Annotated in this window: 14 protein-coding genes, 1 tRNA gene and 3 pseudogenes; 10 read left to right on the top strand and 8 right to left on the bottom strand. The window is 46.0% G+C overall.

Annotated elements, in window-relative coordinates; genetic code table 11:
* Positions 1–569 precede the first annotated feature (569 nt).
* From der to M5J74_RS08830, 10 genes and pseudogenes are all read left to right on the top strand, one after another.
* Positions 570–1,928 (top strand): ribosome biogenesis GTPase Der, encoded by a 1,359-nt coding sequence (der, locus tag M5J74_RS08880; RefSeq protein WP_015153762.1) that lies wholly within the window; start codon positions 570–572, stop codon positions 1,926–1,928.
* A gap of 118 nt (positions 1,929–2,046) precedes the next feature.
* Complete coding sequence (locus M5J74_RS08875; protein ID WP_106217507.1) at positions 2,047–3,027, top strand: energy-coupling factor transporter transmembrane protein EcfT; 981 nt, start codon at positions 2,047–2,049, stop codon at positions 3,025–3,027.
* A gap of 1 nt (position 3,028) precedes the next feature.
* Positions 3,029–3,652, top strand: a pseudogene (locus M5J74_RS33360) (aminodeoxychorismate synthase component I); the annotation flags it as partial.
* A gap of 54 nt (positions 3,653–3,706) precedes the next feature.
* A pseudogene (locus tag M5J74_RS33355) lies at positions 3,707–4,668 on the top strand (chorismate-binding protein).
* Between the two features lie 73 nt (positions 4,669–4,741).
* Positions 4,742–5,131 (top strand): holo-ACP synthase, encoded by a 390-nt coding sequence (gene acpS, locus M5J74_RS08855; RefSeq protein WP_015153759.1) that lies wholly within the window; start codon positions 4,742–4,744, stop codon positions 5,129–5,131.
* A gap of 181 nt (positions 5,132–5,312) precedes the next feature.
* A complete protein-coding gene (gene pipX / locus M5J74_RS08850; protein ID WP_015153758.1) occupies positions 5,313–5,582 on the top strand; it encodes a transcriptional coactivator PipX in 270 nt (89 codons plus the stop codon).
* Positions 5,579–6,274 (top strand): YggS family pyridoxal phosphate-dependent enzyme, encoded by a 696-nt coding sequence (locus tag M5J74_RS08845; protein WP_106168628.1) that lies wholly within the window; start codon positions 5,579–5,581, stop codon positions 6,272–6,274. The genes pipX and M5J74_RS08845 overlap by 4 nt, the downstream gene beginning before the upstream one ends.
* A gap of 360 nt (positions 6,275–6,634) precedes the next feature.
* Positions 6,635–7,198 (top strand): cell division protein SepF, encoded by a 564-nt coding sequence (locus M5J74_RS08840; protein ID WP_015153756.1) that lies wholly within the window; start codon positions 6,635–6,637, stop codon positions 7,196–7,198.
* Between the two features lie 98 nt (positions 7,199–7,296).
* Positions 7,297–8,178 (top strand): pyrroline-5-carboxylate reductase, encoded by an 882-nt coding sequence (gene proC, locus M5J74_RS08835; RefSeq protein WP_181246434.1) that lies wholly within the window; start codon positions 7,297–7,299, stop codon positions 8,176–8,178.
* A 145-nt stretch (positions 8,179–8,323) separates the two neighbouring features.
* Positions 8,324–10,993 carry an RNA helicase gene (locus tag M5J74_RS08830; RefSeq protein ID WP_106168627.1) on the top strand — a complete coding sequence of 890 codons (2,670 nt, stop codon included), beginning with the start codon at positions 8,324–8,326 and terminating at the stop codon, positions 10,991–10,993.
* 40 nt (positions 10,994–11,033) lie between these two features.
* On the opposite strand, the gene M5J74_RS08825 is transcribed toward M5J74_RS08830, so the two are convergent.
* The 8 genes and pseudogenes from M5J74_RS08825 to M5J74_RS08790 all read right to left on the bottom strand — a co-directional run bounded on the left by M5J74_RS08825 (position 11,034) and on the right by M5J74_RS08790 (position 14,648).
* On the bottom strand, positions 11,034–11,207 hold the full coding sequence (locus M5J74_RS08825; protein WP_084739144.1) for a hypothetical protein: 174 nt from the start codon (positions 11,205–11,207) through the stop codon (positions 11,034–11,036).
* 248 nt (positions 11,208–11,455) lie between these two features.
* Positions 11,456–11,611: a hypothetical protein gene (locus M5J74_RS08820; RefSeq protein ID WP_250016316.1), complete on the bottom strand. Its 156-nt coding sequence runs from the start codon at positions 11,609–11,611 to the stop codon at positions 11,456–11,458.
* A 29-nt stretch (positions 11,612–11,640) separates the two neighbouring features.
* The gene (locus M5J74_RS08815; protein ID WP_106168626.1) at positions 11,641–12,018 is read right to left on the bottom strand and encodes a salt stress protein, Slr1339 family; all 378 of its coding nucleotides are present in this window, start codon (positions 12,016–12,018) and stop codon (positions 11,641–11,643) included.
* Positions 12,019–12,041: 23 nt separating this feature from the next.
* A pseudogene (locus M5J74_RS08810) lies at positions 12,042–12,381 on the bottom strand (VWA domain-containing protein); the annotation flags it as partial.
* Positions 12,382–12,431: 50 nt separating this feature from the next.
* On the bottom strand, positions 12,432–13,034 hold the full coding sequence (locus M5J74_RS08805; protein WP_250016313.1) for a VWA domain-containing protein: 603 nt from the start codon (positions 13,032–13,034) through the stop codon (positions 12,432–12,434).
* A 109-nt stretch (positions 13,035–13,143) separates the two neighbouring features.
* A tRNA-Asn gene (locus tag M5J74_RS08800) sits at positions 13,144–13,215 on the bottom strand.
* Positions 13,216–13,302: 87 nt separating this feature from the next.
* Complete coding sequence (locus M5J74_RS08795) at positions 13,303–13,854, bottom strand: NYN domain-containing protein (protein ID WP_015153751.1); 552 nt, start codon at positions 13,852–13,854, stop codon at positions 13,303–13,305.
* A gap of 125 nt (positions 13,855–13,979) precedes the next feature.
* Entirely contained in the window at positions 13,980–14,648 is a 669-nt protein-coding gene (locus tag M5J74_RS08790) for an energy-coupling factor ABC transporter ATP-binding protein (protein ID WP_015153750.1), read from the bottom strand.
* Positions 14,649–14,660 lie beyond the last annotated feature (12 nt).

The raw sequence follows: 14,660 nt of genomic DNA, 5'->3' as shown, positions 1-14,660 counted from the left end.
CTTCAGCCCTGAAATGAAGACAAAAAACTCTGATGACTGCTATTAGCCTAAAGTTTACTTTTGATTTGTGGTAGATCTGACGTTCAAATGCTTGCCGAGAGCCACTCGACAATTTCCTTGGTTAAGTCTGAAAATAACTTTAATCCGCGAATATCTTCTCAATATACACGACATATTGTCAAACTCAACTATTTTTTTGACAAAGTTTATACCGACAAATCATATATTTTATTCGTGCAAATTTTGCACGTTTAGCTTGAATCTTTGCAAAAACTTTGCCTTTTTTTGAAACAAAAGCACGAGAAGATAGCCAAGTTCCAACAAGAGTTAGAAAGAGGCAATTTTTACTGCTTTGTCTCATTTGTTTAAAGGAATAATACAGGAAATCCGCGATCGCGTAAAACTGAATTTGATTTAGTTTGTTTAAGTAGTTTGTCAAAAAAACTACTTTACTTAAAGAATATTTCAATCGAAAAAAAAATTTTGCCCAAAAATTCTCTTTCAACTCAAGTTGCGATCGAAACTCTAGAGAGTCGCTACAATGAAAGTTTGATGCTTCAGCCACTTATATGCCTTTGCCAATTGTTGCCATAGTCGGTCGCCCTAACGTGGGCAAATCTACGCTTGCTAATCGCCTGGCTGGAGTACAGGAGGCGATTGTCTATGACGAACCAGGCGTGACGCGCGATCGCACTTACATGCCTGCGTACTGGTGCGATCGCGAATTTTTGGTAGTCGATACAGGCGGCTTGGTCTTCGACGACGACACCGAATTTTTACCCCTGATCCGACAGCAGGTCATGGTAGCTTTGAGCGAAGCCAGTGCAGTGCTATTTGTCGTTGACGGTCAAACCGGACCACTGCCAGCCGATGAGGAAGTGGCGGCGTGGTTGCGGCAACAATCCTTACCCGTGCTACTTGCTGTCAATAAATGTGAATCACCCGAACAAGGTCTGATGCAGGCAGCGCAGTTTTGGGAACTAGGACTAGGCGAACCGTATGCTGTCTCTGGCATTCATGGCAACGGTACGGGAGATTTGTTAGACCAACTGATCGCCCACTTACCCCAACCTGAAGAAATTACTCCAACAAATGAGATTGCTGTAGCGATTGTCGGTAGACCGAACGTTGGTAAATCTAGCTTGTTGAACGCTTTTGTCGGCGAAAGTCGAGCGATCGTCAGTCCAATTTCTGGTACGACACGCGATTCAATCGATACCGTGGTCGAACACCAAGGACAAACCTATCGCTTAATCGATACAGCCGGAATTCGCAAAAAGAAAAACGTCGAATACGGACCCGAATTTTTTGGCATCAATCGTGCTTTTAAGGCAATTCGCCGCGCTGACGTGGTTTTACTCGTCATTGATGCGCTCGACGGCGTGACCGAACAAGATCAAAAACTCGCCGGACGTATTGTTGAAGAAGGACGGGCTTGCGTTCTGGTCGTGAACAAGTGGGATGCGATCGAAAAAGATACATACACAATTTACGACTACGAAAAAAACCTGCGAGAGCGAATGCAGTTTCTAGACTGGGCAGAGGCAATTTTTGTCAGTGCCACGACCGGACAACGAGTAGAAAAAATTTTAGAATTAGTAAACCGAGCCGCCGAATCTCACAAGCGTCGCGTCTCTACAGCAGTTGTCAACGAAGTAATTGAAGAGGCTTTGAGGTGGCATTCTCCCCCAGTAACTCGCCAAGGACGACAAGGAAGAATTTATTATGGCACGCAAGTCAGCGTTCAACCTCCAGCGATCGCGTTATTCGTCAACGATGCCAAGCGCTTCAACGACAACTATCGTCGATACATCGAGCGACAATTTCGCCAACAACTAGGTTATACTGGCACGCCGATTCGGTTATTCTGGCGTAGCAAACAAGCCCGCGACGTAGAAAAAAGCTCAAATCGCGCTACCCGCGTGTAGGAGAATTCGGAATTCGGAATTCGGAATTCGGAATTAATTTCGACTTGCGACTTGGAATAGCTCCGCGAGTTTCTCTTCCCCCTGCTCCCTACTCCCTACTCCCTGCTCCCTGGTTGAAATGGACTTACTGCGATCGCTACCCATAGGGTTATATCTAGAACAACCGATTGCTTGGCTGCATCGACTCGATCCGAGGGTGAAATTGGCTTGGTTGCTCAGCTTTTTAGCAGCGCCAATTATGGCAAACTCTCTCTACCGAGTAAGTTTAGTCATCTTACTCATTTTGATTACTTTAACAGCAGGGATTCCCTGGCGAGTTTGGCGACAACAAATGGGTTGGCTGCTCACGTTGTCATTTTTCGTCTTAATTTTGGGCGCGGTAAGTCCTGACGGTTTAGGCGTAGATCCTCAACCCCGCTTGCCAACTGCCGAACAGGGTGAGATGTTGGTTTTAGGCAATGAGTTTGACGCGGGAGCAGGGAGTCGGGAGCAGAGGGGACAAGGGGGACCAGGGGAACAACGTCAACCGTCAACTGTCAATCGTCAATCAACTACCAACTACCAATACGTTTTATTTCAATATTGGATAATTACGGTAACGCGCCGCTCGGTCGAGCTGGCATTACGCTTGAGTACGAGCCTGTTTACTTTGATTTACAGCACGAATTTATATTTACTCACAACCGCACCAGAAGAAATTACCGCAGGTTTGGAAAGCTTGATGCTACCTTTGCGACGGTTTAAATTGCCCGTAACTGAAATTGCGCTGACTCTAACGCTGTCATTGCGATTTATTCCCCTGGTGATGGAAGAAGTGCAAAATCTGATTCGTTCCGTGCGAACCCGGGCAATAAATTGGAAAAAGCTAGGCATCAAGGGAGCATTGCGGGTGTGGATGGTAGTGGCAGAACGATTGTTAGAAAACTTACTTCTGAGAGCCGAGCAAATGGCTAAAGCGATGACAGTGAGAGGATTTACCACTCCGAATACTCATCGCGTCCAATGGCATCAGCTGCGTTTTACTACTAGAGACTGGATTGCCTTGGTGTGTTTGGTTGCATTTTGGGGAATACGTCTAACTTGGGGTAATGAGGTTTGAAATGAAACCCATGCAGCCTTGGTATTGGCGATCGCTTCCTTTAGAACAACGTAGCGGTTCTGAAGTATTTGCAGCCCTATTTCGCCCTGATGATAATCCAGACGCGATCGCAACTCTACTAGAGAGTCCTGCTCCAATATCTCAAGACCGTTCTCAACTGGCGCGTTACTCTATCTGTGCTGGCACACCCCGCATTATCGACGGACAGCCGCAACTGTGGACACCACCCGTCGGGGAGATTTTGCCATTCTTGCAGCAGCTATTGGAATGTAAGGGAGCAATTCAAAATTCAAAAGTCGAAAGTCAAAAGTCAAAATTCCCCGACTCCCCTGTACGAGCGGGTATGAAGCAAAAATCTATTGATGGAAGCCGTGAATCTTTTCCTAAACCCGCCCCTACGACTCCCGACTCCCTCCCTTTCACTGGAGGGTGGTTGGGTTGGTTGGGGTACGATCTGGCTTGGGAGATTGAAAAGTTACCCTATGTAAAATCAGATCCCTTACCATTTCCTACAGCTTATTGGTACGAACCTGAATGTTTTGCCGTTCTCGACCACTCAGAACAAATATTGTGGCTAGCTGTCTCCGCACCACAGCAGCTAAACGAGCTACAAGAACGACTTGAAAATTTAAAAGTTAAAAGTCAAAATTCAAAACCAACAACCAACAACCAACAACCAATTACCAATTACCAATTACCAATTACCCATTCACTACTCACTACCCAAGAAGAATACGAAACGGCTGTCTGCCGAGCAAAAAAGTACATTCAAGCTGGAGACATTTTTCAGGCAAATCTTTCTTTGCGATTTGAAACCAGCACGATCGCCAGTAGTTGGCAAATTTATCAAGCACTGCAACAAATTAATCCGTCTCCCTTTGCTAGTTATTGGCAGACTCCTTGGGGAGCAGTCATTAGCTGTTCGCCAGAAAGATTAGTACAATTACGCGATCGTCAAGTCCAAACCAGACCAATTGCAGGTACGCGATCGCGGGGAGTCACTCCTGCACAAGACTGCGATTTAGCTCAGGAGTTGTTAAGCAATACAAAGGAAATTGCCGAACATATCATGCTTGTAGATTTGGAACGTAACGATCTAGGGCGTGTTTGCGAATGGGGTTCTGTCGTCGTCGATGAATTATTAGCGATCGAGCGATACAGTCACGTCATGCATCTTGTGAGTAATATTACTGGCACGCTTAAACCAGAATACAATGCGATCGATTTAATTCGCGCCGCGTTTCCTGGGGTACGATTACTGGCTGTCCCAAAGTCCGTTGCATGGAAATTATTGAAGAATTGGAGCCAGTCCGCCGCAGCTTGTTTTACGGTTCCTGCGGTTACTTAGACTGGCGCGGTAATTTAGACTTAAATATTTTGATTCGGACTCTGCTGTATGGTAGGGAGCAGGGAGCAGGGAGCAGGGAGCAGAGTAAGAGAGCTGAGGGCGCTGAGGAAGAAAAACCACGCGCCACTAGCCACCAGCCACTAGCCACTCTCCCAACTCCCGACTCCCGCAATCAAGTTTGGGGACAAGTTGGAGCGGGGATCGTTGCTGACAGCGACCCCGAGCGAGAATGGTATGAGTCCTTGCACAAAGCTCAAGCCCAAATCATCGCCTTAAAAAGGACAGAAGAATGAAGTCGTAAGTCGCGCATTCACAAGTAATTCCCCCTGCTCCCTGCTCCCTTTCTTCACTGACAACTGACAACTGATGCTACGGTTAGGAACGGATATTATTTATATTCCTCGAATTGAGAAGGTAATAGGGCAATTTGGCGATCGCTTTTTGCAGCGCGTCTACACGCCAAATGAGCTATTGGATTGTCGTTACGAGCAAAATGCTCCTAGTCGTAATGTGATGAATAAACTAGCTGGTAGATGGGCGGCGAAAGAAGCTGTAGTCAAAGCTTTGGGGACTGGCTGGCTGGGCGTAGGCTACACTGACGTTGAGATTTGCCGTCAACCGAGCGGCGTTCCTACCGTGCAACTACACGCACGAGCGTTAGCAATGGTAGATTCTTGGGGACAGTTGCAGTGGCAGTTGAGTTTGAGCCATGACGGAGATTACGCGATCGCTACGGCAATCCTCGTCTGTTCTTAGGAGCGATCCTCAAGGCGATCGCTGTCAGCAACTTTATAGTTCTACATAAAGACAGAAGAATTTAGAAATTATCTCAATAAACTTAAAACAAATTGTGAATAATGAAATACAAATTACAAATTTAGACAATCGATATACCTCACTGCCATAAAATACATGTTTTAAGCTGCGATCGCTGTTGATGAATACAGAAAATTATTTGAATCATCCTACATTTGGGTTGTTATTCCGCATCTGCCTTTTGGAAGAACATCAAGAACTTTTCACTACCCTCTACGCCCAGCGCTTGTTTTTTTTAGTGACGATTGAAGCTTCAGGGATGAAATTCGAGCCAGTGAGTCGTTCTGAAGCTCGCTTACTATTGGAGACTCGACTGCGGTTCTTACGTCGTAACGGTCAATACCAGGAGTACGATCGATTACAGAAGACTTTGCAAGCTACCTTCCAATGACTAATCAGATTGCCGAACGTATTGCGCTTATCCGTCAACAACTACCAGCTACCGTCCGGTTAATCGCCGTCACCAAGCAGGTATCCGTAGAGGCGATGCGAGTAGCATATCAAGCCGGAATTCGGGATTTCGGCGAAAGTCGCATTCAAGAAGCCGCCAGCAAACAGCAACAGTTACAAGATTTACCAGATATCACTTGGCACTTGATTGGTAGTTTGCAAAGCAACAAAGCCAAAAGAGCTGTAGAACTTTTTCAATGGATTCATTCTCTCGATAGCTTAAAGTTGGCTCAACGTCTAGACCGACTGGCACAAGAGTTATGTTGCCGTCCTCAAGTGTGTTTGCAGGTCAAAATTCTCAGCGATCCGAATAAGTCCGGTTGGACTATTCCCGACTTGTTAGCCAGCTTACCAGAACTAAATCGCTGCCACAACCTGCAAATCGAAGGCTTGATGGCAATTCCACCCTTAGATTTGAATGATGCCGAAATTCTCAATTTCTTCGAGCAAACTCGCGATTTGGCTGACAAAATTCGGCAGCAACACTGGTCTAATCTTCAAATGCACCAGCTATCAATGGGAATGTCTGACGATTACCAATTAGCCGTCCAAGCTGGAGCAACGATGGTACGTTTAGGACGGATAATTTTTGGCGATCGCGTTTATCAGGGAGCAGTGACCAGTGACCAGTGACCAGTGACCAGAGATCGGTTGACTTCTCAGATAATTCTTAGTCCTCAGTTTCTAATTTATTATTTCGCATGTCAAATAACTTTTGGAAGAAAAACCAAAGTGAATATTAAAAATTTCCGAAAAATAGACTTGACAACTGTATACTGTGAAGTCAAAATTCAAGCTGAGAAATAGCCGAAACTTGTAAATTTGACTACAAAAAAGGCGATTTATCAAATTTCAAGAATTGCTAAGATTCGCAGTGAAACCTCAAAAAGGCGGATAACATGAACGCCAACTTCTAAATCATTGCTTATTTGGTAGTTGCTCGAAACGGTTTTTCCCAGTAGATTTGTAGCGTGTAACGCAAGGGAGAGTGAAGTGAGTACGTTTTCTAAGCTGAAGCATTGGCTCGTTGGTACTAACGAAGAGTACGAATACGAAGACGAATTCGATGATATTGAAGAATCAGGGGATGAGGCATACTCACCCGAACCTACCCCTGTACCAGAAAAAGAAACGCGCCAGCAGCGTCGCTGGAATCAAGTTAACGCAGGTGGTAAAGGGAATGTAATTGATATGCATGGAGCATTGAACGGTAATTACGAAGTAGTTCTGATGGAGCCGCGTTCCTTTGAGGAAATGCCACAAGCCATTCAAGCTCTGCGCGATCGCAAGATGGTGGTGTTAAATTTAACAATGATGGAACCAGACCAAGCACAGCGCGCTGTGGATTTTGTGGCTGGCGGAACTTACGCGATGGACGGACACCAAGAGCGAGTGGGTGAAAGCATCTTCCTGTTTACACCGCTATGCGTTCAAGTCACAACTCCAGGAACTCTAGGTCACGACCTCCCACAAGCCGTACCTACACGTCCCCAGCGCATGAGCGCACCCGCACCCGCATGGACGGCTGAATCGACTAGAATAGCTCAATCTGGTTAAAATACGGTTCTTCAGCTCCTAGACGGTCAATACGTCATCAGTCATGAGTCATTGGTTACAAACATCAATAAATACAAATGACAAACGACAAATGACACATGACAAAACAGACTGATAGCTATGAGCCGATCGCTATGGAAAAATCGTCAATTAAGTTAGGTATTATTGGTGGCGGGGTAATGGGAGAAGCCATTTTATCCCGCCTTATTAGTGGGCGAATTTATCAACCTTTAGAAGTCATAGCCAGCGATCCGCAGCCGTCACGTCGCAATTTTTTGCAGCAACAATATGGCATTCAAGTAACAACAGAAAATGCCAAAGTCTTATCGGCAGATACAGTTGTATTGGCAGTAAAACCGCAGGTATTTGCAGCAATTAGCCAAGACTTGGCAGATGTATCCAATAGGGGCGCACAGCTGGGCGCCCCTACTACAACACAATTGCCGTTGATAATTTCCATCATGGCAGGCGTAACCTTACAGCAGCTAGAGAAGGCTTTTCCTCATTTACCAGTTATTCGGGCAATGCCCAATACCCCTGCTACAGTTGGCGCAGGTATGACGGCGATCGCTCTAGGCGATCGCGCCAGCGACGTTCACAAACAAATTGCCCTACAACTCTTTTCAGCAGTAGGAGAAGTCGTAGAAGTTTCAGAGTCGCTAATGGATGCCGTTACGGGACTTTCTGGTTCGGGTCCGGCTTATGTAGCCATCTTAGTAGAAGCATTAGCCGATGGTGGCGTAGCCGCAGGCTTACCCCGAAATATTGCTAACCAACTCGCCCAGCAAACCGTCAAAGGCACGTTGCAGCTGTTACAAGAAACAAGCATTCACCCAGCCGAATTAAAAGACCGCGTCACCAGCCCCGGCGGAACGACAATTGCTGGAGTATCAGCCTTAGAAAAAGCAGGCTTTCGTTCTGCCCTAATTGAAGCCGTAGTTGCTGCAACTAGGCGATCGCGAGAACTAGGGAATCAGTAGAGAGTGGTGCGTGGTACGTGGTGCATGACTAATTTCTCCCTTGTCCCCCTTGTCCCCCTTATCTCCCTCAGCTCTCTTTTCCCCTGCTCCCTAAATTTCCAAGATTGGTTACTCTATTAATAAAGGGTGTTGCATAAATTATTGAGTGAAAATTCCCCAACTGCAAGCTGACCTAAATCTAGAGAGTATCTTTCCGTTTGAGCTGGATGAGTTTCAACGACAGGCGATCGCGGCACTGAATGCCAATCGCTCCGTAGTTGTATGTGCGCCTACGGGTTCTGGCAAAACTTTAATTGGGGAATACGCGATCTATCGCGCCCTCTCTAGAGGCAAGAGAGTTTTTTACACTACGCCGCTCAAAGCGCTATCGAATCAAAAATTACGCGACTTTCGCGATCGCTTTGGGGCAGATTTGGTCGGATTGTTAACAGGCGATGTTTCGATCAACCGTGATGCACCAATCTTGGTGATGACTACGGAAATTTTTCGTAATATGCTCTACGGTACTCCCATTGGTGAAGTGGGAACATCCCTTGAAGGTGTAGAAGCGGTGGTTTTGGATGAATGCCATTACATGAACGATCGCCAGCGGGGGACAGTATGGGAAGAATCTATCATTTATTGTCCGCCAGATATTCAACTGGTGGCACTTTCAGCCACGATCGCCAATAGCGACCAACTGACAGATTGGATTTGTCGCGTTCATGGACCCACAGAGCTAATCTATTCTGAATTTCGTCCCGTTCCGCTCGAATTTTATTTTGGCAATCCTAAAGGAATATTTCCTTTACTCGATCCCAAGACTGGAAAAATCAATCCGCGACTGCGACCGAAAAAGGGTAGTAGCGACAGAAAGCAAGGACCCAGACCGGAAACTCCTAAGTTAATTGACACCGTGGGGCATCTCTACTCTAGAGATATGCTACCAGCCATTTACTTTATTTTCAGCCGTCGCGGTTGCGATAAAGCCGTCGAGGAACTAGCAGGCGTAACGCTAGTTAATTTAGAAGAAGCGGCTCAACTCAAAATCCAAATTGATGAATTTTTGCGCCGCAACCCAGATGCAGGACGTGTCGGACAAGTAGAACCTCTCTATCGCGGTATTGCCGCTCACCACGCGGGTATATTACCAGCCTGGAAGGGGTTAGTAGAAGAATTGTTTCAGCAGGGTTTAATTAAAGTTGTCTTCGCGACTGAAACCCTAGCGGCAGGAATTAATATGCCTGCGCGGACGACAGTAATTTCTACCTTATCCAAACGTACAGATCGCGGACACCGCTTGCTCAATCCTTCCGAATTCTTGCAAATGGCAGGACGCGCCGGACGGCGAGGTATGGATAAGCTCGGTCACGTCGTCACTTTGCAAACGCCATTTGAAGGCGCGAAAGAAGCTGTATATCTAGCCACTGCTAAACCAGACCCGCTAGTGAGTCAGTTTGCTCCCAGCTACGGCATGGTGTTAAATCTACTGCAAATTCATAATTTAGCAGAAGCGAAAGAGCTGATCGAGCGTAGTTTTGGGCAGTATCTCGCCACATTGTATTTGAAACCCCAATACGATGCGATCGCCGAGATGGAAGATCGACTTGCCGACTTGCAAACTCAAATGCAGTCGGTCGATGAGGATCGGTTAAATCATTATGAGAAATTGCGACAACGGCTCAAAGTCGAACGCCAACTCTTGAAGGTACTGGAAGAACAGGCATTAGAGGCACGAATAGAGCAATTGAGCCTGACGATTAATTTTGCCATGTCGGGTACGTTATTGAGTTTGCGCGGCAAGCATGTCCAAACATCAACGCCCATCCCAGCGGTGTTGGTAGCGAAAATTCCTGGTTCGGGACAAGCACCTTATTTTATTTGTTTGGGTCGAGATAATCGCTGGTACGTAGCAGCTAGTAGCGATATAGCAGATTTATTTGCCGAATTTGCTCGATTAGATATTCCCGAACATCTGATGCCGCCTGTAGAAATGCCCCTCAAACCAGGGCAAGCGCGTAAAGGGAATGAAGAAACAGCAACAATTGCGGCACAAATTCCCGACCTACCTCCGTGGCACGCTGCACCGGAGGTTCTAGAACAACAACACCGAGTTATTGCCGTACAAGAGCAACTAACAGCCCATCCTTTGCATCATCTAGGCAATCCCGCCAGTATTCTCAAACGCAAGACTAGAATTGCTCAACTGCAAACGGAAATCGAGGAAAGACAGGCAGAGTTAGAACGTTACGCGCACCGTCACTGGGAAGAATTTCTGCACTTAATGGAAATTTTGCAGCGATTTGGGGCTTTGGACGATCTTACGCCAACCAACTTAGGCAAAGTTGCTGCTGCTGTCAGAGGAGATAACGAACTGTGGTTGGGTTTAGCCCTTGCCAGTGGCGAATTAGACAATCTAGCACCCCATCACCTTGCTGCGGCGATCGCGGCGCTAGTCACGGAAACACCCCGCCCCGATAGTTGGGTACGCTATCTCTTATCAGAAGAAGTCGATATTGCCTTGGCGAGTATCCGTCCGATTCGGCGACAGTTATTTCAATTACAGCGGCGCTATAACGTCACAATTCCAATTTGGTTGGAATACGATTTAGTAGCTTTAATCGAGCAGTGGTCGCTAGGCGTAGAATGGACGGACTTATGTGCTAATACGAGTTTAGATGAAGGTGATGTCGTCAGATTGCTGCGCCGAACGTTAGATTTACTCTCTCAAATTCCTCACGTTCCATTTTTGTCAGAATCTTTACGTCGCAATGCTTATCGGGCAATTCAACTGATGGATCGTTTCCCAGTTAACGAAGTACTCGAAGAAGAATAAAAGTCAAAAGTTAAAAGTCAAAATTGTTGACTTAGCCGTTTCACCGAATCCGCTTTAACTGTTGATTTACTTGGTCTAGGTAAAAGGCTTCTGGTGGATCTTGAATTGCCTCTAAAAATTCTGCATAACCCCAAACTCCACCGCAGTCTTCTGGCGGACAGGCACGTTTACCTGTTAAACACAGCGGATAGTGCGTCTGCGGTTCAGCTGGCATGGCTGAGGCAGAGAATTCAACAATATATCTAGCAACAAGGCATAGTTTTCTGCTTCTAACAATTCTCTATGATCCCATGCTTGGGGAAGGGCGATCGCAAGAGATTTTGTCACGCAAAGACGCAAAGGCGCAAAGGGAATAAGATAGTGGCGGATGAGCTTTTGCTATTTCTGGCGATCGCGTTTTGTTTCAAGGATATGCTCGTGTATCGATACCAATTCTATTTATCCTTGCACTAAATCGGTCGCTCATAGCCCCCTTGTTAAGGGGGTTGGGGGATCTTCCGTGGCGCAGTCAGATCGAAATGGTACGAGTTGACGTATCAACAATTCAAATGTAATGATGATGCGATCGCGTCGAGGTATAATGAATTCGCTTTGCACCTCTGCGTCTTTGCGCGACATTTTAAATAAAGCTTTTCCAAATAAAAATTTTATCCTGGATTCTCCAGCAAATAATCAATCGCTGCTGCTAATTTTGATTCGTATTTTTCAGCAAATCGTTCAAACCACAATCCTTCAGGAGAAAACGGATCTAATTCTTTCAGCCACTTTTGAGCTGTTTGTTTCAACGCTTCTCGCTTTTGCTGCTGAATTTGCTGCTGTTTCAGTTGTTCGGCTTTTAATTGTGCTTGTCTAATTTCTTCTTGTTCTCTATCCTGGCGATCGTAGTCAGATTTTACCTGTTCTAATAAGCGATCGATCGCACCACTCGATTGAGCTGCTGCTGGTGGTTGAGGATTGGGTTTTGCAGGTTGCGGCTGCTCATTTTCTGTCTTGAGTTGAGATAAGAGGCGATCGATCTCATCCATAGGTGTTCTTTAATCTTTAATGGCATTGTCTCACTATTAGGTTTAGTTTGTTTGGCAGCTTTGCGATCGAAGTAATCATCTGTAGCGTGTTTCAAAACTGCTGCTAAATCCATACTACCCGATGGATCGTTTTCCTGAAATATTTGCGTAACTTTACTCACCGTCACGTTCTCGTAGCATTTGAATTTTCCCGAAAACAAGTAAATAGTAATGCCGTCAGGATCGAATTGTTCGCATTTACTCGCTAAAGCAAAAGTAGATTCCTGTGCTGCTATCCAACGGCTTTTACCACCTTTTCGATCTGGCGTAGCCATGCTTGCCACTTTTATCAATAATTAAAGTGTAATCCCGATTTTCCAGCATGACTACAATGGTTTCCTTTAGATTGAGCGAGTTGCGATCGCCATTCTAGCTCAATCACCAATAGCGTTCATCAGCACTTCAGATAGACTCATATCTTCTAAGTCATCTAAAGTCACAGTGTCGCAAATATCAAATTTAGCACCAACTCCCTGCAATTGATCGTCTAAAGCTTGGAGAAATTTGGTGGCTTGCGGATCGGAACCAACTTGGATCATTGAAATAGCCAGTTCTTCATCCCGTTCCATTTGACGGGTAGCATTGATGATAACTTCAAACACCGCACGGCGATCGTCTGGTTCTCCATCGGTGACAACGACAATCGTTTCTCCCTCTGGTTTTGTCTGTCCTTTGGCTTTGCGTTGAAAGTAGTTATTGGTTGCATCTTGCAGCACAGATGCTAAATTCGTCGTCCCCACCGGATCGTTTTCCAAAAAAATTTGAGAGACTTTCGCCGAAGTTACATCATCGTAACGCTTAAATTTACCGGAAAAAACATACACGGTAATACCATCAGGATCGAACTGTTCGCACTTTCGCGCCACTGCTAAAGTAGACTCTTGAGCAACTTCCCATCTACTTTTACCCCCTTGTTGGTCGGGAGTGGACATACTGCCGCTTTTGTCAATAATTAAAGTGTAGTCGCGGTCTTTCATGCTAGACTCTCCTATGCTCAGCTGCGTCTAGTCTAGCCGCCGATCGCTTTTCCGTCAGCTGTTTTAATTCGATGAAACAGCTGAGACTTTTCGAGAATAGTTTGATTAACTCCCCAGGTAAGATTCGAACTTACGACCAATCGGTTAACAGCCGACCGCTCTACCACTGAGCTACTGAGGATTGCGAATATTTATAATAACCCTTATAAACAGGTTTTGCAAGTCCCTGACTAATTTTTTTGAGACTTTATTTTCTGTCGCACCAAATTTACAAGCCAAAACGCATTTTAGCTAGCTTTTGCCGCGCTTTCGGGTCGATCGCCGAAGCCAGAAATCTCCCTGATGATTGTTTGGCTTGTTTGTGTTTGCGGCGCGATCGCATCGTAGCCGCCTCCACTTCCTGTCTCAGTTGCAATGCTGAGAGCCATTCCGCACCGTAACCCATTACAGTTAGTTGCTGAGCGCGATCGGAGGTAGCAACAATCAAACGGGAACAGAGCGAGCGGTTTAAATACTGCCTGTAGTATGCCGCGCAGATTCTTTCTATATATGTGTCTGCCGTTTCGCCGAAATTGGTGTAGTATACAGATAGATTTTCTGTTTTGACTTCTTGAGTCCCAATAGTCTGCTGATACTGAGCGTCAAAAACAATTTGAGTACTTAATCCCTTAAAAGCACTGTAACTAATTAAAGCTTCTGCCAACTGCCACCGCGCTGCCTCTAGTCCGTCGCGATCGCGGGCTATTTTCAGGTGTTGCCAAGCGCCAATGATGTTGTAGCCGTCTACTAGCAAAACAGGTTGAGTCGAAGGGGGTGACATGGTTCGCTGTGAATGTTACTAAATATAAAATTTATTATTCACAATTTTAATCTTTGTTTGCGTATCACGCATGACACTCAGGGGGAAATAGCAAGGGCTTGGCAGTGCCAAGCCCTTGCTGTGTCCTATGCTGCGACTTCCATCAGTTTTTGTCGCAACCGTTTTGGTTCTCCCCGATCGATCAGACAGCCGCGTTCGAGTAAAAAAGCACCGTCGCAATAGTTCAACTCGTCGAGACGATGCGTCACCCAAAGGGCTGTCATTCCCCGACTTTTCACCAAATTTTGCACCTGCGCCACCAGATCGAGTTGACTATCGGGATCGAGGAGGGCTGTAGGTTCGTCAAGCAACAGAACTTCGCAACGACGGGCGATCGCCCCAGCAATAGCAACGCGCTGCTTTTGTCCTCCACTCAGGGCATAAATCGGACGACGCTGTAGTTCTAATAAATTTACCGCAGCCAGCGCTTCTGTGACTCGCTGACGGACTTGGGAGATGGAGAGTTTTTCTTCCACCAACCCAAAAGCCACGTCAGCCCCCACAGTGGGCATTACGAGTTGGTGATCGGGATTTTGGAAGACAAAGCCAACTGGATGCACGATGCCAATTTGACCGGACTGAGGTGTTAACAAGTCTGCTAACAACCGCAGTAAAGTAGACTTACCGCTACCGTTGACTCCCAACAACATCCAAAACTCTCCCTTTGGTACTTCTAAAGAGAGAGATTGAAAAACTTGTTCTCCGCTAGACCAACTAAAGCACAAATCCCGAACTTGAATGGCAGATTCAGCCATTGACACCCCAGC

The sequence above is a fragment of the Chroococcidiopsis sp. CCNUC1 genome (assembly GCF_023546805.1).
Taxonomy (GTDB): Bacteria; Cyanobacteriota; Cyanobacteriia; order Cyanobacteriales; family Chroococcidiopsidaceae; genus Chroococcidiopsis; species Chroococcidiopsis thermalis.
Note: the sequence above shows the minus strand (reverse complement) of the source record. Positions and strands in the feature narration are given on the sequence as shown.